The sequence below is a fragment of the Hymenobacter polaris genome (assembly GCF_012927305.1).
GTDB lineage: Bacteria > Bacteroidota > Bacteroidia > Cytophagales > Hymenobacteraceae > Hymenobacter > Hymenobacter polaris.
Genome location: NZ_JABBGH010000002.1, coordinates 1135215 through 1154786, shown reverse-complemented (window position 1 = coordinate 1154786; position 19572 = coordinate 1135215). Strand labels below are relative to the sequence as shown.

The following is a 19572-nucleotide window of genomic DNA, read 5'->3' as shown; positions in this document are numbered from 1 at the left end:
CGAAGCATCTCTACCGAACAGTGATGCGCGGTAGAGATGCTTCGGCAGGCTCAGCATGACGGGCTGTTTTATTAAACGCCACCTAGCCCTGGGCCTCTGCAGCGGGCTCAGCCAGCAGCAGCTTCAGCTCCTGGAAGCTGCTGCTTACCCACAGGGCCGGGGCGGCTGCGGTGGTTTCGGTGGCCTCATACTGGCCTAGGGTGGCGGACTGACCATCGGCATCGGCTACCTCAATGGTGGCGGGCAGGCCGTGCAGCACCACGCGGTAGGTGGCGTAGCTGGGCTGGTAGTTGCCCTCGGTCGTTTGGCTGATGGTGAGGCCGTTGGCATCGGCCGCCACGCGGAAGCGGCGCACGGTTTTGTGGCCCTGCTCGTAGGCGTAGCCCTCGCCGCCATCGTCGTAGAGCACGCTCTCGAACGGCTCGGCCTGGCCGGGGTGGTACACGTGCAGGGTCAGCTCCTCTACCGCATTCTCGCCCACGTACTGCATAACGGGCTGCATGGGCACCACCGCCCCGGCCTTGATGAAGAGCGGAATGCGGGTGAGGTCGGCAGCGGCCCACACTTCCTGGCCGCCGCTCTTCAGCTCGTCGGTCCAGTAGTAATACCACTGACCTTTCGGCAAGTACATCCAGCGGCCATCGACGCCGGCCTGGGTGATGGGGCACACCAGCAGGTTGTCGCCGAGCGAGAACTCGGCCATGCGCAGGTAGGTTTCGGGGTCGTTCTGGTCGAGGAAGGTAAGCGGGCGCAGCATGGGCGTGCCCTGGCTCACGTATTGCCAGAAGGCGGTGTACACGTAGGGCAGCAGCCGGTAGCGCAGCTCGATGAAGTGCCGCGCCAGGCTGGTAGTGGGCTCGCCGAAGCTCCAGGGCTCCTGGTCGCCGTGGTCGCCGCTGCTGTGGGTGCGGAAGAAGGGGTGGAAGGCCCCTAGGGCTATCCAGCGGCTATAGAGCTCGCCACTAGGTGTGTCGATGAAACCACCAATGTCGGAGCCAATGAAGCTGAAGCCGCTGATGCTCAGGCGCTGGCACTGAATGTTGGCCAGCCAGAGGTGGTCCCAGCTGGCGATGTTGTCGCCGGTCCAGCCCGAGGAATAGCGCTGGCCGCCCGCGTAGGTGCTGCGCGTGATGGTGAAGGGCCGGTTGGGGTAGCTGAAGCGCTTGACGCCGGCGTTGGTGGCGCGGGCCATCTGCATGCCGTAGATGTTGTGGGCCTTGCGGTGCGAGCCGGGCTGCCCGTCGTAGCCGAAGCGCACGTCGTCGGGGAAGGTACCCTTCTCGAACACGGCCGGCTCGTTCATATCGTTCCACACGCCGCGCACGCCCACGTCTTTTATCAGGCCCTCAAACAAGCCGGCCCACCACTCGCGCACTTCGGGCCGGGTGTAGTCGGGAAAGGTGCACAGGCCCGGCCACACCGAGCCGCGCATCAGCGGCCCATCGGCGCGGCGGCAGAAATAGTCGTTAGCCAAGCCCTCGCGGTACACCGGGTACTGGGGGTCGATTTTGATGCCGGGGTCGATGATAACCACCGTTTTGAAGCCGTCGGCGGCCAAGTCGGCCACCATCTGCTTGGGCTCGGGGAAGTGCTGCGGGTGCCAGGTAAAGCAGCGGTAGCCGTCCATGTAGTCGATGTCGAGGTACATGGCATCGCACGGAATCTGGCGCTCGCGCAGGCCCTGGGCCACGGCGTGCACGTTGCTCTGCGGGAAATAGCTCCACTTGCACTGCTGGTAGCCTAGGGTCCAGAGCGGGGGCAGCTCGGGCGGGCAGGTCAGCAGGGTGTACTCCTGGGTCACTTCGAGCAGCGTGGGGCCGTAGATGAAGTAGTAGTTCATCTCGCCGCCTTCGGCCCAGAAGCTGGTCACGTCGGCCCGCTCGGCCGCGAAATCGAAGAACGCTTTGAAGGTGTTATCGAAGAAAATGCCGTGCGCGATGCGCTGGTGCAGCACCTGGAAGAACGGGATATTCTTATACAGCGGGTCGGTGCCCTTCTCGTAGCCGTAGGTATCGGAGCCCCAGTTGAGGAAGCGCTGGCCGCGCAGGTTCATGTTGGCGGGCTTGTCGCCCAGGCCGTAATAGCACACGCCGCTGGGCACCTGCTGGCTCATCTTCACGATGTCGTTGCCGCTCTCGTAGTCGTACTGCCAGTGAAAGCCCTTCTCGTCGGCGCTCAGGATGTTGCCCGAGCGGTCGAGCACCCGCGTGCGCAGCGAGTCCTTCCACACGATGCAGATGACCCGCCCCGTTGTAATACGGTAGTGGTCAGACTTTTCCTTGAACTCCAGAAACGTGGGTACCGCCGGCCGCGTGGGGTGGTGGTCGCCGGCGCCGGGCACGGCGTAGCTGAAATCGGGCTCGGCGGCGGCACCCGGCGTCAGGTAGCGGAAGCGCAGAATCTTGTCGCTGAGCACGTGCAGCAGCAGGCGCGTGCCGTTTTCGGTGTAGAAGGTGAAGAGGTGGTCGTGGGTTTGCTCGGCGTGGCGCACCGCGCCGGGTAGCTGCTCCTGGCGCCCTTGGGCGGCCAGGTCGTTTAGCATGTAGTTATTCTCCTGAACAGTAGTATTGGCCATATAATAGTTAAAATAGAACGAAAGCGGGGCGAAGGTAGCAGTTGGCGCCAGGGAGCCGCCGGGGCGCAACTAGCAGCCTGCAAGATAAGTTTTGAGCGGTATTTAACCTGCGCCGCAAGCAGCGGCGCCGCAAACCTTTGGGGAAGCTAACCAACTGACGCTCGCACTTTTTAGGATTTCTGAAATAGTGTTCTCACGCTGGAATTTGCTTTTAGCCGCCCCCTAGGGCAACCTTTTGGAGCAAAGCCGCTATAATTATTTTTAGACTACGCAACTAATCTGCCGGCTGTGGTACCGTTATTCGCAGCCAAACCGCCTCCCGCCATGCCCGATTCTGCTGCTGCCCTCTCCGTGCTGGTATTAGCCTGGGATGAGGCCGCGCCAACCGTACGGGCCGTGGTGGAGGCCGCCCCAACCATAGGCTCCTTGCTAGTGCTGCTGCCGCCTGCCCTGCCCGAGCCAGCGCCTGCGCCGCCTATCCCGGTGGCACCCGCCGCCAAGCCTACCCCCGCCGAGTTGGCCAACCCAGCGCCGGCCCTGCCCCCTACCCTGCCGCCCCCCACGCCCGCGCTTGCCACGGCAACCGCTACGGCACCGGCGCCACCAGTGCCGGCCCCGCAACCAGCGCTGCCCGAAGCTACCCTGCCTACGCCGGCCCTAGGCGAGCCTGCCAGGGCAGCCGCGCCCGGTGTTCGGGTGGTGCACGTGGTGGCCAGTCAGCCGCCAGCCACTGTGCGCAGCGGCTCTTTTCAGGTACCGGCCGCGCCTTATTTAGGGGCTACCGCGCCGCCCGCCATGCCAGTGCCAGTGGCCACCGCCGAATATCCTACGCAGACTTTAACCACCGTTTCGTCTTTGGAGCCGAGCCCTACGCCAGCGCCAGAACTGTTGCAAAACAGTAAGTTAGTCAGCAGTACTAGCGTGGTTGCTGAGGTAGAAACGGCAGATAGTGCGGCTACTACCAGCACAACTGCTCCCCCGCAGCTCACCGAAGCTGCCGCGCCAGCTACTGAAGCCCCACCCGCCGGAGCTACCGCACCCGCTGCGCCAGCCCCTACCGAAGCCCTAGGCCTCCCCTTAGCAGAAGCAGCCTTCGCCGCCGCCGAAATACTGGACCCGAACCCCGAAGAAGAACTGCAGTCCACTAGCCAGCAGTTGCCTGCGGCCGCCACGCCCGCCGACTCGCCCCGGCTCAGTGACCCGGCTCCCGTTGGTACCTCGCCTCTGCTGGGCCCATTTGGCAACCGCCTGCCCCAATTCGATACTTCGGCGGCGCCCGCGCCGCGTACTACCGTGCGCGCCGCGGTGGCCGACGACCCCGAGGATACCCCCGAGGAGCGGGCCCGCGTATTTGCGGCTTCGGTGGCGGCCGCCCAGCAGTACACCGCGCCCGACCTCAACAGCCAGGTGATTCGCTACGCGCGCCTGGCCGTGCCACTGGCCCTGGCCGAGGGCCCATACGAGGTCATTTACGCCCCGGCCTGGCCCACCTGGCTGGCCGCCCTCGAGCTACGCCAGCGCACCCTAGGCCCCCTGGTGCTGCACTTGCCCGCCCTGGCCGCCGGCCGCCAGCCCGCCGACACCGCCGCCGGCTGGCCCGCCGAGCTGCAGCGCCAGGTGCTGCGCCAAGCCGATTTGGTGCTGGTCGAAACCTACGCCCTGGCCCGCCGCTTGCGCCGCGAGTTGGGCCTGGGCCCCGCCACCGTGCGGGTGGTGCCCACCGCCGACGCGGCCGCCGTGGCCCGTGCCCTGCGCCGCGCCCGCCGCCGCCCCGGCCTGGCGTAGCCCCCTAGGGGTAGCCGCGCGGCAAAAGCGCCGCCAGGGCCAACTCAGCGGCCCGCGCCGCCAAGCTAGCCGCACCGGTACCTTTGCCGGGCACAACCAAGCTGGCTCCGTGGGGAGTTTTTTGTCGATGACGGATTTTGAACACGAATTTGAGGAGGCGCTGGAAGCCGACCCCCACACCGGCGAGTTGCTGGTGCTGGTGCCTTTTTCGGTGGCCGAGGTGTACGGCACCAAGGGCGAGCTGCCGGTACGCACCCGCATCGAGGGCTTCCCCTACCTGGGCGAGCTGACGCCCTACGGCGAGGGCTACCACGCCCTCATCGTGCCGCGCGCGGTGCGCCGGGCCGTGGGCAAAACCGTGGGCGACGTGCTGCGCGTGGCCCTCAGCCGCGACCCTGACGAGCGCGTGGTGCCCCTACCCGACGACCTGGCCGCCGCCCTGGCCAACGAGCCGGCCGCGCTCGCTTTCTACAAAAAACTGCCCCAGCCCGACCAGCGCGCCTACGTGCGCTACCTGGCCGGCGCCAAGCGGCCCGACGAGCGCGGCAAGCGCCTGCAAGAAACCGTGTATCGCCTAGGACAAGGCTTGAAGCGGAAGTAAGGTAAATGAGTAAATGTGCGGATGGGGAAATATGTGCAGATGAGAAAAAAGGCGGTCATGCTGAGCTTGCCGAAGCATCTCTACCACGCCGCTCGGGTGTCGTTCGGTAGAGATGCTTCGGCAGGCTCAGCATGACCGCCTTTTTTCTCACCATTCCACCGCCTCACCACTTTACTGTCGGGCCAGCACCAGGACCACGCGGTTGGGCAAATACAGGTTGAGGCGCGGGGCCTCGGCGGTGCCGCCGCCCCCTAGGGTATCGTACACCACCGACTCGTCGAGGCGGTTGAAGCCGCCGAACTCGCTGCGGTCCGACTGCAGCACCAGGCGGTAGCGGCCGGCGGCGGGCACCGGAATACCGTAGTCGGCAAAGCTTTCGCTCACATTGAAGCTGAACACGAACACCAGCCCGGCGCGGGCAAAGGCCAGCACCTTGTTGCCGTAGTCGATATTGAGCAGCTGGGCGGGACCTTTTACCAGCAGTTGGCGCTCGCGGGCCAGGGCCAGCATGGCCTTATCGAAGGCCAGCAGCTGGCTGTAGCGCAGGTCGGGGTTATCAGCTAGGCTCCACTGGCGGCGGGCGAAGTGGTAGCTCCAATCATTGCCCTCGCGCGGGAAATCGACCCATTCGGGGTGGCCAAACTCGTTGCCGATAAAGGCCAGGTAGGCCTCGCCACCCGCCGCGATGGTGACGAGCCTAATGAGCTTGTGCAGGGCCGTGGCGCGGGCCGCCTGCATGTCGCCGTCGAGCACGCCCATGTGGGTGTAGATGGCCGCGTCGTAGAGCCAGTGCGCTATCGTCTTATCGCCCACTAAGGCCTGGTCGTGGCTTTCGGCGTAGGCCACGGTTTTCTCGCCCGCGCGGCGGTTGGTCAGCTGGTGCCACAGCTCGCCTAGGTCCCAGTTTTCGTCGCGCTGGTGCTTGAGGGTTTTAATCCAGAAATCGGGCAGTCCCATCCCTAGGCGGTAGTCGAAGCCCACGCCCCCGTCGGCAATGGGGCGGCAGAGGCCGGGCAGCCCGCTCATGTCCTCGGCCACGAGCAGGGCCGATTTTTTCAATTCGCGCACCAGCGTGCTGGCCAGCATCAGGTATAAAATGGCGTCGTCGTCGGCCGCCGGCCCGAAGTAGTCCTCGTAGCCGCCAAAAGCGTGGCCCTCACCGTGGTGGTGGTAGAGCATGGACGTAATGCCATCGAAGCGGAAGCCATCGAAGTGAAACTCCTCGAGCCAGTAGCGCAGGTTCGAGAGCAGAAACTGCTGCACCTCGGGCCGGCCGTAGTCGAAGAGCTTGCTGTCCCAGCCGGGGTGGTTGCCGCGCTCGCCCTTGTGGAAGTAGAGGTTGCCCGAGCCGTCGAAGTCGGCCAGGCCCTCGGCCTCGTTCTTCACGGCGTGCGAGTGCACCAAGTCGAGCAGCACCACCAAGCCGCGCCGGTGGGCCTCGTTTACCAGATATTTCAGGTCCTCGGGCGTGCCGAAGCGCGAGCTGGGCGCGAAGAAATTAGCCACGTGGTAGCCAAACGAGCCGTAGTAGGGGTGCTCAAGCACGGCCATGAGCTGCACGGCGTTGTAGCCCTCGGCCTGGATGCGGGGCAAAATCAGGTCAGCAAACTCGCGGTAGGTGCCCACGCGGCCTTCCTCCTGGGCCATGCCCACGTGCGCCTCGTAGATGAGGGGCTGGCCCTTGGTGGCGTTGGCCACGCGGAAGGTCTGGTCGGTCCAGGTGAACGGCGCTTCGGGCACCCACAGCTGGGCCGCGAAGTCGTTAGTATGGGGGTCTTGCACGGCGCGGCGCAGGTAGGCCGGCAGGCGGTCCTTGCCCTGGCCGTGGGCCACCACGTGCAGCTTATAGCGCGAATTGGGGGCTAGGCGGCGGGTGCCGTCCGCATCGGGCAAAAACAGCTCCCACACGCCCGTCGCTTCGTTTTTAGTCAGCGGGTCGGCCTCGCGGTTCCAGAAGTTAAAGTCGCCCACCAGGCTCACGCGCTCGGCGCCGGGCGCCCACTCGCGCACCACGTAGCCGCGCCGCTTGGCGTCGTAGTGCAGCCCTAGGCGCTGGTGGGCGGTGGCAAACTTGCCCAGCGAGCCGTACTCCTTCGTGATAACGGCTAGGCGGTCGGCCAGGCGCTGCTGGCGGGCCAGCAGCACGGGCTCGTAGGGCTGTAGCCAGCCGTCTTCTTTGGTCAGGGCCAGGGTGGGCGCGGTAGGAGTCAGCGTGTCGGGAGCCATGCGGAGCGGGAATGGAGGGTTACGGGGTAAAAGTAGCGCGCCCGCCCACAATCACGGACGGGCGCGCTACTTTGCACTATGCAAAGACTTATACGCATCTTTTGGCAAGCCGGAGCCCTAGGGCTGGCCGTGGCGGCCCCCGCCCTGGCCCAGCCCGCCCGCGTGCCCGACCAGCTGCCACCCGCCGCCGCGCCGGTGGTGGCCCAGCACGCGATGGTGGTATCGGCGCACCCGGCCGCCTCGCGGGTGGGGCGCGACGTGCTGCAGCAGGGCGGCAATGCCTACGACGCGGCCGTGGCCGTGCAGTTTGCGCTGGCCGTGGTGCTGCCGGTGGCCGGCAACGTGGGCGGCGGCGGCTTCATCGTGTACCGCGACCACGCGGGCCCGGCCGGCACCCTCGACTTCCGCGAAACGGCGCCGGCCGCCGCCAGCCGCGATATGTACTTAGATGCCAGCGGCAACGTGGTGCCCGGCCGCAGCACCTACGGCGCGCTGGCCGTGGGCACGCCCGGCACCGTGGCCGGCATGGAAGCCCTGCATAAAAAACTCGGCAAGCTGCCCTGGGCTCGGCTCGTGGCCCCGGCCGTGCGCCTGGCCCGCCTAGGGGTGGCCCTCACCGAAAAGGAAGCCGCCGGCCTCAACCGCACCCGCGAGAGCTTCGTGAAGTACAACCCCGGCCAGACCCTGGCCTTCGTGCGCGCCGCGCCCTGGCAAAAGGGCGATACCCTGAAGCAACCCAAGCTGGCTGCCACGCTGCAACGCATTCAGGACCAGGGCCGCGCCGGCTTCTACCGGGGCCGCACCGCCGAGCTGCTGCTGGCCGACATGCAGCGCAACGGCGGCCTACTCACCCAGGCCGACCTCGACGGCTACCAGCCCAAGTGGCGCGACCCGCTGCGGGGCCAGTACCGCGGTTACGAAGTACTTACGATGCCGCCACCCAGCAGCGGCGGCGTGGCCCTGCTGCAAATCCTGCAGATGCTGGAGCCCTACAACCTGGGCCAGCTCGGCTACCACACGCCCGCCGCCGTGGCCCTCATCACCGAGGCCGAGCGCCGCGCCTACGCCGACCGCGCCACCTACCTCGGCGACCCCGACTTCGGTCGGGTGCCCGTGGCGCAGCTGCTGGCCAAGGCCTACAACAAGCAGCGCTTCGGCACGCTGCCCGCCGACGGCCGGGCCACGCCCAGCACCCAGGTAACGGCCGGCCCCGGCCTGCCCCGCTACGAAAGCGACCAAACCACCCACTACGACATCGTGGATGCGCAGGGCAACGCCGTGAGCTGCACCACCACCCTCAACGGCGCCTACGGCAGCAAGGTAGTGGTGGCGGGCGCGGGCTTTCTGCTTAACAATGAGATGGATGACTTCTCCTCGAAAGTCGGCGTACCCAATATGTACGGCCTGGTGGGCGGCGCGGCCAACGCCATTGCGCCCGGCAAGCGCATGCTCAGCAGTATGACGCCCACCATCCTCACCCGCGGCGGCAAGCTGGCGCTCGTCACGGGCTCGCCGGGCGGCAGCACCATCATCACCACCGTGCTGCAGTCCATCCTGGCCGTAGTTGACTACGGGGCCGATGCTGAGCAAACCGCCGCCGCCCCGCGCCTGCACCATCAGTGGCTGCCCGACCAGCTCGACGTGGAAGCCAGCGCCCTAGCCCCCACCGCCGAGCAAACGCTCAAAGACAAGGGCTTCAACCCCCAGCCCCGCGCTGCCTGGGGCCGCCTCGACCTCATCAAGGTGCTGCCGGGCGGCCAATTGCAAGGCGGCGCCGACCCCAGGGGCGACGACACGGCCGTGGGGTATTAAGGCGTGTAGTAGTGGCCTGACCAGCCCGTCATGCTGAGCCTGTCGAAGCATCTCTACCGCGCCGTTAGGATACTCCTAGGCGGCGCGGTAGAGATGCTTCGACAGGCTCAGCATGACGGGCTGCTTTGTTACCGACTTAATCCTAACCTAAAAATATTTTTTCTGACAATCAATACTTTACCAGAATACTTATCTTTTTATTAACTACCAACCAACCTTCCCTAGGGGCTGCGCCACATTAAACCAAAGCTGCTGCGCGTGACCCTTTCTACCCCCTTTCTTTCCCTGCCTGACGAGCAGCAGCTGCTAGCCGACTGCCTGGCCCAGAACCGGGCAGCGCAGCACCAGCTTTACCAGCGCTACAAAACGGCCATGTTCAGCTGCGCACTGCGCATCCTCAACGACCGGGCCCTGGCCCAGGATGCACTGCAGGACGCTTTCCTGGCCGTGTTTCAGCAGCTGGCGGCTTTTCGCCAGCACTCCACCCTAGGGGCCTGGATAAAGCGCATCGTGGTGCAAACGGCCCTGCACACGCTGCGCCGCGAGCAGCGCATGGAAGTGTATGACCAGGAGCGCCACCCCGAGCCGCTGGTGCCCTGGCGCGACAACCTCACCGGCGAGGCGCTGGCCCAGGCCATTGCCGAGCTGCCGGCCGGCTACCGCGCCGTGTTTTGCCTGGTGGAGGTAGAGGGTTACCTGCACCGCGAAGTGGCTGAATTGCTGGGCATTTCGGAAGGCACCAGCAAGTCGCAGCTGCACCAGGCCAAGCGCCTGCTACAACTAAAACTCGCCTCGCTCTACCATGCCTAGCCCAATTCCCCCCCTAGGGCCCGACGCCCAGCCCGACGCCGGCGCGCCCCACCTACGGCGGGCTGTGGGCGAGCTGCCCACCCACGAGCCCGACGCGTCCACCTGGGACGCCATTGCCGCCCGGCTAACCGGCGAGCAAGCCCTAGCCCGCGCCCTACCGCAGCTACCTACTTACGAACCCGCACCCGATACTTGGGAGCACCTGGCCGCCCGCCTAGACCAGCTAGCGGCCCCTAAGCCGCGGTGGCGCCTGCGTCCACGCCGCCGCTGGGCCGCCGTGAGCCTGGGTCTGGCAGCCTCCCTGCTGCTGTTGCTGACCGTGGGCCGGGGCTGGTGGCGGCAGGCGGCCGCGCCATTCTCCCCGGTGGTAGCTACGGTGCCCCCCGCCCTGCCTGCCCTGCCGCCCCCGCCGGCCGCCGACCCCCTAGAGGCGGAAGGCGAGCAGTTTATCGATGCGCATTGCTCGTCGCTGCCGCAGGTGTGCCAGTCAGGCGAGTTTCAGCAGCTACGCGCCCAGCTCACGGCCTTGCAGCAGCAGGAGCGGCGGCTGCGCACCCAAACGCAGCAGCGCGGCGCCAACCCCCACTTGGTGCAGCAGCAGGTGCAAGTCACCATTCGCAAAGCCACCGTCACGCGCGAGCTTATTCACCTCCTTATCTCATGAGCCACGCCCGATTCGTGTTATTGCTGAGCGGCTGGGGCCTGCTGACACTGCTGGGGCCTAGGCGGCCGGCGGCGGCTCAGGCGGCGGCTGCGCCGGCCGCACCCCGCAAGGTGCTGGTGCTCACGCGCACCACTGAGCAAACGCTGCCCTGCCCGCCCGGCACGGTAGTGCGCATTCGGGCCGACCGGGCCACGGTGCGCGTGCAGGGCTGGAGCCAGCCCACGGTACGCGTGGTGCTACGCCTGAGCACCCGCCACCCCGAGCGCGCCGTGGCCGAAAAAGACCTCGCCCTAACCCAGTACCAAATCAGCCACGAAAACGGGGCCATCGACTTGGTGAACTACGTGGCGCTGCCCGCCGGCGCCCCCACCCCGGCCAGCGACTTGCGCGCCGACTACACCGTGCTGATGCCCGCCGCCAACGCCCTGCGCGTAGCCAACACCTATGGCCTCACGCAGCTAACCGGCCTCAGCGGCACCCAAAAGCTGACCCAGGATTTTGGGCAAGTAGAGCTGCGCCAGCTGCGCGGCACCCTGGAGGCCACCGTGCGCTACGCCGACCTCACGGGCACCGACTTGCAGATGAGCTTCACCTGCCAGGCCGAGAAGTCGGCCCTGCAGCTCAAAGGCGTGGGCGGCGGCTACGCCATTCGTAACCGCTACGGCAGCATCCGCCTCGAGCCCACCGCCGAGTTAACGGGCCTCGTGATTGACGCCGAGCGCACCGAGGTAAGCCTACTGCCGCCCGCGCAGGCGCAGTTCAGCTACCAGCTCACGGCCACCCACGGCCGCCTCAGCCTGCCCGCTGACTACCCCGACCCCGGCGGGGGGCGCACCTCCTGGCAATCGGGCGGGCCCGCGCGGCAGCCCCTGGTTCGCATTATCACCACCTACGCGCCCATCACGCTGCAATCCACGGCCGGCGCCCAGCTCTCCCCGCCCCGATGACTCGTTTTTTTCGCGCTCGCCCGGCGCTGCTCGGGCTGCTACTCGGGGCCCTAGGGGCTGCCTATCGGCCCGCCGCTGCCCAAACCGCGCAGCCCGATTCAACCACTATTCACTACGAGGAAGTGACCGTGCCCGAACCCACCGCTGCGCCGGCCGCCTCGCGCTTGCAGGTGCAGGAGCGCACACTGTGGAAGCTGGGCCTCAACAACTTGCTGTATCTGCCCGCCGGCTGGTCGCACGAGTTCAGCGCCGTACCCTCGGTCTACCGCTACGCCCGCTACGGCCTGCACCTGGCCTTCGAGCGCAAGCTGGGGGCCCGGTGGACGGTGATGGGTGAATTAAGCCCTTACCTGCTCGATTACCAGCCCGTTGAGATGAATATTCCGGGCGTGGTGCTCTGCGGCCGCACGCAGTTGGCCGGGCGCTACTACTACAACCTGGGTCGGCGCCTGCGCCTGGGCAAGAGCGCGGGCAACTTCTCGGGCAATTACTTCTCGGTATCCCTAGGGGGTGGCTACGGCCAGCGGGCCCACGAAACGGCCTTTTTCTTCTTCCCCCAAGCGGGTCTCTTCGCCCGCTTCGATGCGGCCCTACTCTACGGCCTGCAGCGGCGGCTGGGCCGCTACGGCTTCGCCGATTTCAACGTGGGCATCCCCTTCGCCCTGAGTTCGGGCGCGGCTACCTCTACTTACTACCCCAACTTTTCCGGGCCCACGCTGGCCGTCAACCTGCGCCTAGGCCTGTGCCTGGGGCAGTAAGCACCCTAGGGTCCTTTCGGCCTGCCACCTGCTTTTCCACCCCCTATCCTTTCTGCCATATGCGCTTTCTACAAACTGTCCTTCTATTAGCCCTAGGGGCACTGGTGGCCGCCCCCGCCGCCCAGGCCCAGCGCGTGGAGGTTGCCGGCCTGTCGGCCAGCTTCAACGTCAGCCAGAGCTGGGTGCGCGAGTCCGACCTACAATTGGGCCGCTACTTGCTAGGCACTACACCGCGCAGCGTCCGCTTCGACGATACCGGCAACCGCTACAGCGCCTACGCCCGCATCCGGCTGGGCGAAGGCGCCTACTTCGCGCAACCAGAGCTAGCCTACACTAGCGTGCTCAGCAGCCGCTACGACCTCAGCTACCCCGGCGACCCCGGCCCGCCCAGCGCCCCCGATTACCAAAGCGCCAGCAGCGGACCTTTTGGCTACCGCATTCGGCGGGCCGAGGTGGCGGCGCTGGTGGGGCGGCACCTCGGGCCGCGCTTCTACGTGCTGGCGGGGCCCGTGCTGGCACGGCAATTCCGCAATTCGGCCGATGGCCAGTCGAGTACCGCGGCCGTGTACCGCAGCCTCTACGAGGCCGTCGAGCCGGTGCAGCTGCTGGCCCAGGCGGGCCTCGGGCTACAAGTGTGGCGCCTCGACTTCGGGCTGCGCTACGAGCAAAGCCTGACGCCCTACACCCGCCAGGTTACCTACCAGGGCCAAACCCAGGACTTCCACCAACGCACCAACCAGTTCATCCTCAGCCTGGGCGTGCTGCTCTACGACCGCAACCAGCGCTGGCGCCGCTGAGGGGGCCTAGGCAACTTTTTGTGCGCCAGCCACCATTCGTCGCCCTAGGGTGTCCGTTAGGCTGGAGATGTCGCTTGCAAAGCCCAATCGAAAGTCATACCTTTGCACCGAAATTTGTATTCAATCTGAAAAGAGGGGACGCGCAGTCCCCTCTTTTTTTGCCCTACCCCGCCCAGCTATGGCCAAATTTGACCGCCACCAGATTCAGCAGCTGCTCGCCGAGGCCATCGGCGACACCGAGCTGTTTGTGGTGGGCCTGACCGTGTCCGACTCGGTGCTGCCCAAGATTACCGTTACGCTCGACGGCCCCACCGGCCTCGGCATCGACGAGATTGCCACCATCACGCGCCGCCTCAACCGCGCCATGGAGGCCACCTACGGCGAAGAAGCCGCCTACTCGCTCGAAGTAACTTCGCCTGGCGCCGACCAGCCTCTCACCGACCCGCGCCAGTATGCGCGCCACGTGGGCCGCTCGCTGCACCTTAAGCTGCAGGACGGCACCGAGAAAACCGGCCCGCTCGTGAACGTGCTGCCCGAGGGCCTTGAAATCACCGAAGTGGTGAAGGTGAAAACCAAAAAGACTACCCTGCCCGCCGTCGTTATTCCCTTCGGGGACATAAAGGAGGCGAAAGTTGTTATCTCTTTTAAATAAGCTAGTAGCCTCTTAGCTGCTAAACCCTCAACTCTCATGGCTAAAAAAGTCACTCCCAGCCCGCAGGAGGTCGCTGCCGCTCAGGCCGACCTGAACGCCCGGATGCTTATCGAGAACTTCCAGGAGTTCGCCAAGAGCCGCAACATCGACCGGCCCACGATGATGTCAATTCTGGATGACGTGTTCCGCACGATGATTCGCAAGCGGTTTGAGGACGATTCCAACTTCGACGTCATCATTAACCCCGACAACGGCGACTTGGAAATTTGGCGCAACCGTGAAATCGTGGACGACGACTCGGAGGACATCTGGGATTTCGACAAGATTCCGCTGGCCGAGGCCCAGAAGATTGAGCCTGACTTCGAGGTGGGCGAATCGGTAGCCGAGCCCATTAAGATTGAAGATTTTGGCCGTCGCGCCGTGCTCTTAGCCCGCCAAACGCTCATTCAGCGCGTGAAGGACATGGAGCGCGACAACCTCTACCAGAAGTACAAAGACCTGGTGGGCGAGATTATCACCGGCGAGGTGTACCAGGTATGGAGCCGCGAGGCCCTCATCCTTGACAAGGACGAAAACGAGTTGGTACTGCCTAAAAGCGAGCAGATACCTAAGGACCGTTACCGTAAAGGCGATACCGTGCGGGCCGTAGTGCACCGCGTTGACGTAGTGAATGGTGCGCCTAAAGTGATTCTGAGCCGCGCCGCGCCCGCTTTCCTGGAGCGCCTGTTTGAGCAGGAAGTACCCGAGATTTACGACGGCCTTATCACTATCAAAAACGTGGTGCGCGAGCCCGGCGAGCGGGCTAAGGTAGCCGTAGAAAGCTACGACGAGCGCATCGACCCGGTGGGCGCCTGCGTAGGCATGAAGGGCAGCCGTATTCACCCCGTGGTGCGCGAGCTGATGAACGAGAACATCGACATTATCAACTTTACCGATAACCTGGAGTTGTTCATTGCCCGCGCCCTGAGCCCGGCCAAGGTAGGCTCCATGAAAATCAGCGAACTAACCGGCCGGGTTTCGGTGTTCATGAAACCCGACCAGGTGAGCTTAGCCATCGGCCGGGGCGGCGCCAACATCAAGCTGGCCTCGCGGCTGGTGGGCATGGAAATCGACGTGTTCCGCGAGGCTATCGACTACGAAGAAGACATCGCGCTGGAAGAATTCAGCGACGAGATTGAGGCTTGGATTATCGCTGAGTTGAAGAAGATTGGCCTCGATACCGGTCGTGCCGTACTAGCCGTGAAGAAAGACGACATCGTGCGCCGTACCGAGTTGGAGGAAGAAACCGTGGATGATGTATACCGCATTATCCGTCAAGAATTTGCCGACGACGAGGACTTGACCACGGACGAAGCCAGCACCCCGACCACCGACAATACCCCGGCCGCCGAATGAGCGCCGGGGCCAACCGCCAGCGAACGAGGTAGTAAATCGGGCCAATTGGCCGGTTTATAGCCCGCTGGCCCGATTTACCCGTTACCTTTGTATTCCAGAACGTTCGTTCGCACCTCTTAGTAAATGGCGGAAGCAACCCCCAAACGGCTTCTTCAGGCGGCCAAAGACCTGAATATCGCAATCGACCGGGCGGTCGAGACCCTAGCCCGCAAGGGTATTGCGGTCGAAAACAAGCCCACCACGAAGCTGACCGGCGAGCAGGTGGCTTTGTTGGAGAAAGAATTTGCCTCCTCGGCCCAGGAAAAGCAACAGGCCGAGCGCCACACCCAGGCCCGCCGCCAAAGCGAGTTGAATGCGCAGGCCCAGGCCGCCGCGGCCCGTCCGGCCCCAGTTACGGCTCCAGCCCCCGCGGCCAAGCCACAGCCAGCTCCCGTAGCCGTAGCGGCCCCGGCGCCAGTTGCCGCAGCCCCGGTTGCTGCTGCTGAGCCAGTTGCCGCTGTGCCGGCTGCTCCAGCGCCAGTTGCTGCCCCCGCGGCAGCTGCGCCCGCCGCCCCCACTGTTCCCGACACTACCCGCCCGGCTGCCCCCGGCCTGAAAGTACTTGGCAAGATTGAGCTTGACAGCAAGGGACGCGTAGTGCGCCCGGCTGCGCAGCCCCAGGCCCAGCCTAGGGCTACGGCAGCTCCCGAGCCGCGCCTGGCTGCACCGACCGCAGTTGCTGCTCAGCAGCCAGCCGCCAGCGCCCCGGCAGCGCCTGCGCCTACCGCTGCCCCCGCACCCGTGGCCCAGCCAGTTGCCGCCGCACCCGCAGCGGCAGCGCCGGCCTCAGTTGCTACGCCGGCCGCCGTTGCTCCGGCTGTGGCTGCGCCGGCCGAGCCGGCTGCTGCTCCATCCGCGCCGCAGCCCGAAGCTCCGGCTGCCGAAGATGGTACCATCGTGGCCAAAGCCGACCAGCTGAAGGGCTTGACCGTACTGGGCAAAATCCAGCTGCCGGTTGACAACAGCCGGCGCGGCCCAGGTGGCCGGGGTCCTCGCCCGGTAGCTTCGTCCGACGTGCGCAAGAGCGGCCTTGGCAATACCAACCAGAAAAAGCGCCAGCGCCTACCGGTGCCCGGCCAGCCCAGCGGCAATGCGGGTGGCAACACGGGCACTGGCCAGCAAGGTGGCGGCTACCAGGGCAACCGCCCCGGCGGCGCAGGCCAGCAGCCTGGCAATCGCCCAGGAGGTCCCGGTGGCAATAACCGGCCCGCTCCCGGTGGCAATAACCGGCCTGGCCAGGGCAACCGCGCGCCACAACCCGCGCTTACGCCCGAGCAAAACGACAAGCAGATTCAGGAGCAAATCAAGGCTACGCTAGCTAAGCTAAGCGGCGGCAAGAACAACGCCGCTGCTAACCGCGCCAAGTACCGCCGTGATAAGCGCGGCATGGCCGCCGAAGAGCGCGAAGCCCTGCGCGCTCAGAACGAGCTGGATGCCAAGACCTTGAAGCTGACCGAATTCATTTCGGCCAACGACTTGGCTTCGCTCATGGATGTGAACGTGAACGAGGTTATCCGGGTGTGCCTAGGCATGGGCATGTTCGTCTCCATCAACCAGCGCCTCGATGCCGAAGCCATCACGGTTATTGCCGACGAGTTTGGCTACGACGTGGAGTTTCTGTCGGCCGAGCAGGAAGACGATAACATCGAGATTAACGACGCGGAGGAGGACTTGCAGCCCCGCGCGCCCATCGTGACCATCATGGGCCACGTTGACCACGGCAAAACGTCGCTGCTTGACTACATCCGGAGCGCCAACGTGGCGAAGGGCGAGGCCGGCGGCATCACCCAGCACATTGGCGCCTACGAGGTGAAAACTCAGTCGGGCTCGCCTATCACCTTCCTCGATACGCCTGGCCACGAAGCCTTTACGGCCATGCGTGCCCGCGGTGCCAAGGTCACGGACATTGCCATTATTGTGGTGGCGGCCGACGACTCAGTAATGCCGCAAACCAAGGAGGCCATCAACCACGCGCAAGCGGCAGGGGTGCCCATTATTATCGCACTCAACAAGATTGATAAGCCCTCGGCCAACCCGGAGAAGATTCGCGAAGAGCTTTCGCAAATGAATATCTTGGTGGAGGAATGGGGCGGCAAGTACCAAAGCCAGGAGGTTTCGGCTAAGTCGGGCCTAGGGGTGGAGGAATTGCTAGAGAAAGTGCTACTCGAAGCTGAATTGTTGGACCTCAAAGCCAATCCCGACCGCAACGCCGTGGGTACAGTTATCGAAGCCGAGCTGGACAAAGGCCGTGGCTACGTAACCACCGTGCTGGTGCAAACTGGCACCCTGAACGTGGGCGACATTGTGCTGGCTGGCCCGCACTACGGTCGCGTAAAGGCCATGACCGACTACCGCGGCAAGCGCAAGAAGCTGGCTGGCCCCGCTACTCCCGTGCAGGTGCTAGGCTTGACGGGCGCCCCGCAAGCTGGCGACCGCATCCAGGTAATGGAAACGGAGCGCGAAGCCCGCGAGCTAGCCACCCAGCGCCAGCAGCTGGCCCGCGAGCAAAGCATCCGCACCAAGAAGCACATCACCCTCGACGAGATTGGCCGCCGCTTGGCTATCGGCTCGTTTAAGGAATTGAACATTCTGGTGAAAGGTGACGTGGATGGCTCGGTGGAAGCCTTGTCGGACTCGCTGCTAAAGCTCAGCACGCCCGAAGTGAAGGTGAATATCCTGAGCAAAGGGGTAGGCGCCATCTCCGAAAGCGACGTGCTGTTGGCCTCGGCTTCCGATGCCATCATCATCGGCTTCCAGGTGCGGCCTTCGCAAAGCGCGCGCCGCCTGGCCGAGCAAGAGCAAATTGATATCCGTCTCTACTCCATCATCTACAACGCCATCAACGAGGTGAAGGACGCGATGGAGGGCATGCTGGCCCCGACCTTACACGAGGTCATAACGGCTAACGCCGAGGTGCGCCAAGTGTTTAATATCACTAAAGTTGGTACCATTGCCGGCTGTATGATGACCGACGGCACCCTGACCCGCAAGACTAAAGTGCGCGTAGTGCGCGATGGCATTGTGCAATACACAGGTGATATTCAAGACCTCAAGCGCTTCAAAGACGACGTGTCGGAAGTGCGCCAGGGCTACGAATGTGGTATTTCTATCAAAGGCTTCAACGACCTGCAAGAAGGTGACAATATTGAGGGCTTCGAAGAACAGGAAATCAAGCGTAAACTCTAATCACTGATTAGCGCGGATTTCACGGATTTTGTGGACGTTAAGCAAAAAGAGGCTGCTATCACTAGCAGCCTCTTTTTGCTTTCTTTCCAAGTACTCGTACCTAAGTAAACAGGTAATTAAACAGTCGTCTACAAAATCCGTGAAATCCGTTAAAATTCGCGCTAATCAGTGATTAGAAGAAGAGAAACTTATGCTTCTTCTGCTTCAACGGCTTGCCGGTGGTATGGGCCCCTAGGAGCACGCGGCGCGTGTCGCCGCGCTTCTGTTCCTGGCCACGCAACTCTCTGAATTTAAGCACTCGAAAGGAGCCGGTATTCTTATCCTGTTGGCGCGAAGGGCCTGCCTTAGCCATGCCAAAGCTGGTATTGCCGGTGCGGGCCTCCATTATCTGCAGCTGCTGGTCGCGGGCGGCCTCCTCGGGGCTCATCTGCTGCTGGCGGCGCAAGCGAGCAGCATCGAGGGGCAGCTTAGCAGAAGGGCGAGTTGACGCCGAAGTACTAGTCGGAAAATCCGGCGCTGTGGTTTGCGCTTGGGCAGGGGCGGCTAGCAGCCCGGTACCAGCCAGCAAGGCAGAGGCAATTATTTTCTTCACGCGAAGGAGCACTGTAAAAACGTGGGAAAAGCGAAGTGGAAGTTAGCCTAAAAACACGGCCTGGCCTAGAACAATTTCCAAGCCAGGCCGTGCGCGCGCCTTTACTTACTGGCTAGCCCCTAGGGCCGCGCCCGCAAAGCATCGCGAATCTGGGTTAGCAGCACTTCTTCCTTAGAAGGCACGGGGTCAGCTACGACGGCCACCGGCTCGGGCTTCTTCTTTATACTGTTGGCTCCCTTCACTATCAAGAAGATAATGAACGCGATGATGATAAAATTGATGACGGCATTGAGGAATAGGCCAACTTTCATGGGCCCTGCCGTGATATCGGAAAAATCGACGTGGCCCAGGCCTAGGCCCACAATCGGCATAATAACGTCGTCGGTTAACGACGTCACAATCTTTCCGAAAGCGGCACCGATGATGACGCCGACTGCAAGGTCGAGTACGTTGCCCTTGGAAATGAATTCTTTGAATTCGGAAACAATGCTCATAAGGAAAACAGTAAGGGGTGAAAGTGAAAAGTGTTGACCGGTAGTATTCTACAAAATGCGGCCGCGTGAACTACTAGCGTATAGGCTGAGCACTATTTATTGTAACTTCCTCCTATTTAATGTTGCAAAACTGCTAACCCGTGTATAGCAAACATACATAATTTCGCTGAACACCCACTATTTATCCTATCAAGCTCCCGATTTACCAGTTTAGCACCAGTTTGAGCGCAGCCGTACCT

15 protein-coding genes are annotated in these 19572 nt (G+C 64.0%); 11 read left to right on the top strand and 4 right to left on the bottom strand.

Annotation, left to right across the window (positions count from 1 at the left end; all coding sequences use genetic code 11):
• Nucleotides 1–82: 82 nt before the first annotated feature.
• Nucleotides 83–2575, bottom strand: a complete 2493-nt coding sequence (locus HHL22_RS15090; RefSeq protein WP_169532168.1) for a glycoside hydrolase family 31 protein — start codon at nt 2573–2575, stop codon at nt 83–85.
• Between the two features lie 324 nt (nt 2576–2899).
• On the opposite strand from HHL22_RS15090, the gene HHL22_RS15085 reads away from it, so the two are divergent.
• Together HHL22_RS15085 and HHL22_RS15080 are read left to right on the top strand one after the other, a co-directional pair.
• Nucleotides 2900–4360 (top strand): glycosyltransferase family 4 protein, encoded by a 1461-nt coding sequence (locus HHL22_RS15085; RefSeq protein ID WP_169532167.1) that lies wholly within the window; start codon nt 2900–2902, stop codon nt 4358–4360.
• Nucleotides 4320–4961 carry a YdeI/OmpD-associated family protein gene (locus tag HHL22_RS15080; protein WP_169532166.1) on the top strand — a complete coding sequence of 214 codons (642 nt, stop codon included), beginning with the start codon at nt 4320–4322 and terminating at the stop codon, nt 4959–4961. Before HHL22_RS15085 ends, HHL22_RS15080 begins: the two co-directional genes overlap by 41 nt.
• 171 nt (nt 4962–5132) lie before the next feature.
• Here the strand turns inward: HHL22_RS15080 and HHL22_RS15075 are convergent, their stop codons facing one another.
• Nucleotides 5133–7187, bottom strand: coding sequence for an alpha amylase C-terminal domain-containing protein (locus HHL22_RS15075; protein ID WP_169532165.1), 2055 nt, complete (start codon nt 7185–7187; stop codon nt 5133–5135).
• Nucleotides 7188–7265: 78 nt separating this feature from the next.
• Here HHL22_RS15075 and ggt point away from each other — a divergent pair, with 78 nt between their 5' ends.
• From ggt to infB, 9 genes are all read left to right on the top strand, one after another.
• On the top strand, nt 7266–8999 hold the full coding sequence (gene ggt / locus HHL22_RS15070; protein WP_241738107.1) for a gamma-glutamyltransferase: 1734 nt from the start codon (nt 7266–7268) through the stop codon (nt 8997–8999).
• A gap of 258 nt (nt 9000–9257) precedes the next feature.
• The gene (locus HHL22_RS15065) at nt 9258–9809 is read left to right on the top strand and encodes an RNA polymerase sigma factor (RefSeq protein WP_169532164.1); all 552 of its coding nucleotides are present in this window, start codon (nt 9258–9260) and stop codon (nt 9807–9809) included.
• A complete protein-coding gene (locus HHL22_RS15060; RefSeq protein WP_169532163.1) occupies nt 9802–10473 on the top strand; it encodes a hypothetical protein in 672 nt (223 codons plus the stop codon). Before HHL22_RS15065 ends, HHL22_RS15060 begins: the two co-directional genes overlap by 8 nt.
• Nucleotides 10470–11420 (top strand): hypothetical protein, encoded by a 951-nt coding sequence (locus HHL22_RS15055; RefSeq protein WP_169532162.1) that lies wholly within the window; start codon nt 10470–10472, stop codon nt 11418–11420. The genes HHL22_RS15060 and HHL22_RS15055 overlap by 4 nt, the downstream gene beginning before the upstream one ends.
• Nucleotides 11417–12178, top strand: coding sequence for a hypothetical protein (locus HHL22_RS15050; RefSeq protein WP_169532161.1), 762 nt, complete (start codon nt 11417–11419; stop codon nt 12176–12178). The genes HHL22_RS15055 and HHL22_RS15050 overlap by 4 nt, the downstream gene beginning before the upstream one ends.
• A 59-nt stretch (nt 12179–12237) precedes the next feature.
• A complete protein-coding gene (locus tag HHL22_RS15045) occupies nt 12238–12975 on the top strand; it encodes a hypothetical protein (protein WP_169532160.1) in 738 nt (245 codons plus the stop codon).
• Nucleotides 12976–13153: 178 nt separating this feature from the next.
• Nucleotides 13154–13627, top strand: coding sequence for a ribosome maturation factor RimP (locus tag HHL22_RS15040; protein ID WP_169532159.1), 474 nt, complete (start codon nt 13154–13156; stop codon nt 13625–13627).
• 90 nt (nt 13628–13717) lie between these two features.
• The gene (nusA, locus tag HHL22_RS15035; protein WP_169532475.1) at nt 13718–15022 is read left to right on the top strand and encodes a transcription termination factor NusA; all 1305 of its coding nucleotides are present in this window, start codon (nt 13718–13720) and stop codon (nt 15020–15022) included.
• Between the two features lie 123 nt (nt 15023–15145).
• Nucleotides 15146–18247 carry a translation initiation factor IF-2 gene (infB, locus tag HHL22_RS15030; RefSeq protein ID WP_169532158.1) on the top strand — a complete coding sequence of 1034 codons (3102 nt, stop codon included), beginning with the start codon at nt 15146–15148 and terminating at the stop codon, nt 18245–18247.
• A 172-nt stretch (nt 18248–18419) separates the two neighbouring features.
• On the opposite strand, the gene HHL22_RS15025 is transcribed toward infB, so the two are convergent.
• Together HHL22_RS15025 and mscL are read right to left on the bottom strand one after the other, a co-directional pair.
• Entirely contained in the window at nt 18420–18851 is a 432-nt protein-coding gene (locus HHL22_RS15025) for a hypothetical protein (protein ID WP_169532157.1), read from the bottom strand.
• A gap of 107 nt (nt 18852–18958) precedes the next feature.
• The gene (gene mscL, locus HHL22_RS15020; RefSeq protein ID WP_169532156.1) at nt 18959–19333 is read right to left on the bottom strand and encodes a large conductance mechanosensitive channel protein MscL; all 375 of its coding nucleotides are present in this window, start codon (nt 19331–19333) and stop codon (nt 18959–18961) included.
• Between the last annotated feature and the right edge of the window lie 239 nt (nt 19334–19572).

Bases quoted from the DNA above. Each gene is read 5' to 3' on its own strand.
- HHL22_RS15090 (WP_169532168.1), bottom strand. From the start codon at position 2,575: ATGGCCAATACTACTGTTCAGGAGAATAACTACATGCTAAACGACCTG.
- HHL22_RS15085 (WP_169532167.1), top strand. From the start codon at position 2,900: ATGCCCGATTCTGCTGCTGCCCTCTCCGTGCTGGTATTAGCCTGGGAT.
- HHL22_RS15075 (WP_169532165.1), bottom strand. From the start codon at position 7,187: ATGGCTCCCGACACGCTGACTCCTACCGCGCCCACCCTGGCCCTGACC.
- ggt (WP_241738107.1), top strand. From the start codon at position 7,266: ATGCAAAGACTTATACGCATCTTTTGGCAAGCCGGAGCCCTAGGGCTG.
- HHL22_RS15060 (WP_169532163.1), top strand. From the start codon at position 9,802: ATGCCTAGCCCAATTCCCCCCCTAGGGCCCGACGCCCAGCCCGACGCC.
- HHL22_RS15055 (WP_169532162.1), top strand. From the start codon at position 10,470: ATGAGCCACGCCCGATTCGTGTTATTGCTGAGCGGCTGGGGCCTGCTG.
- HHL22_RS15050 (WP_169532161.1), top strand. From the start codon at position 11,417: ATGACTCGTTTTTTTCGCGCTCGCCCGGCGCTGCTCGGGCTGCTACTC.
- HHL22_RS15045 (WP_169532160.1), top strand. From the start codon at position 12,238: ATGCGCTTTCTACAAACTGTCCTTCTATTAGCCCTAGGGGCACTGGTG.
- HHL22_RS15040 (WP_169532159.1), top strand. From the start codon at position 13,154: ATGGCCAAATTTGACCGCCACCAGATTCAGCAGCTGCTCGCCGAGGCC.
- infB (WP_169532158.1), top strand. From the start codon at position 15,146: ATGGCGGAAGCAACCCCCAAACGGCTTCTTCAGGCGGCCAAAGACCTG.
- mscL (WP_169532156.1), bottom strand. From the start codon at position 19,333: ATGAGCATTGTTTCCGAATTCAAAGAATTCATTTCCAAGGGCAACGTA.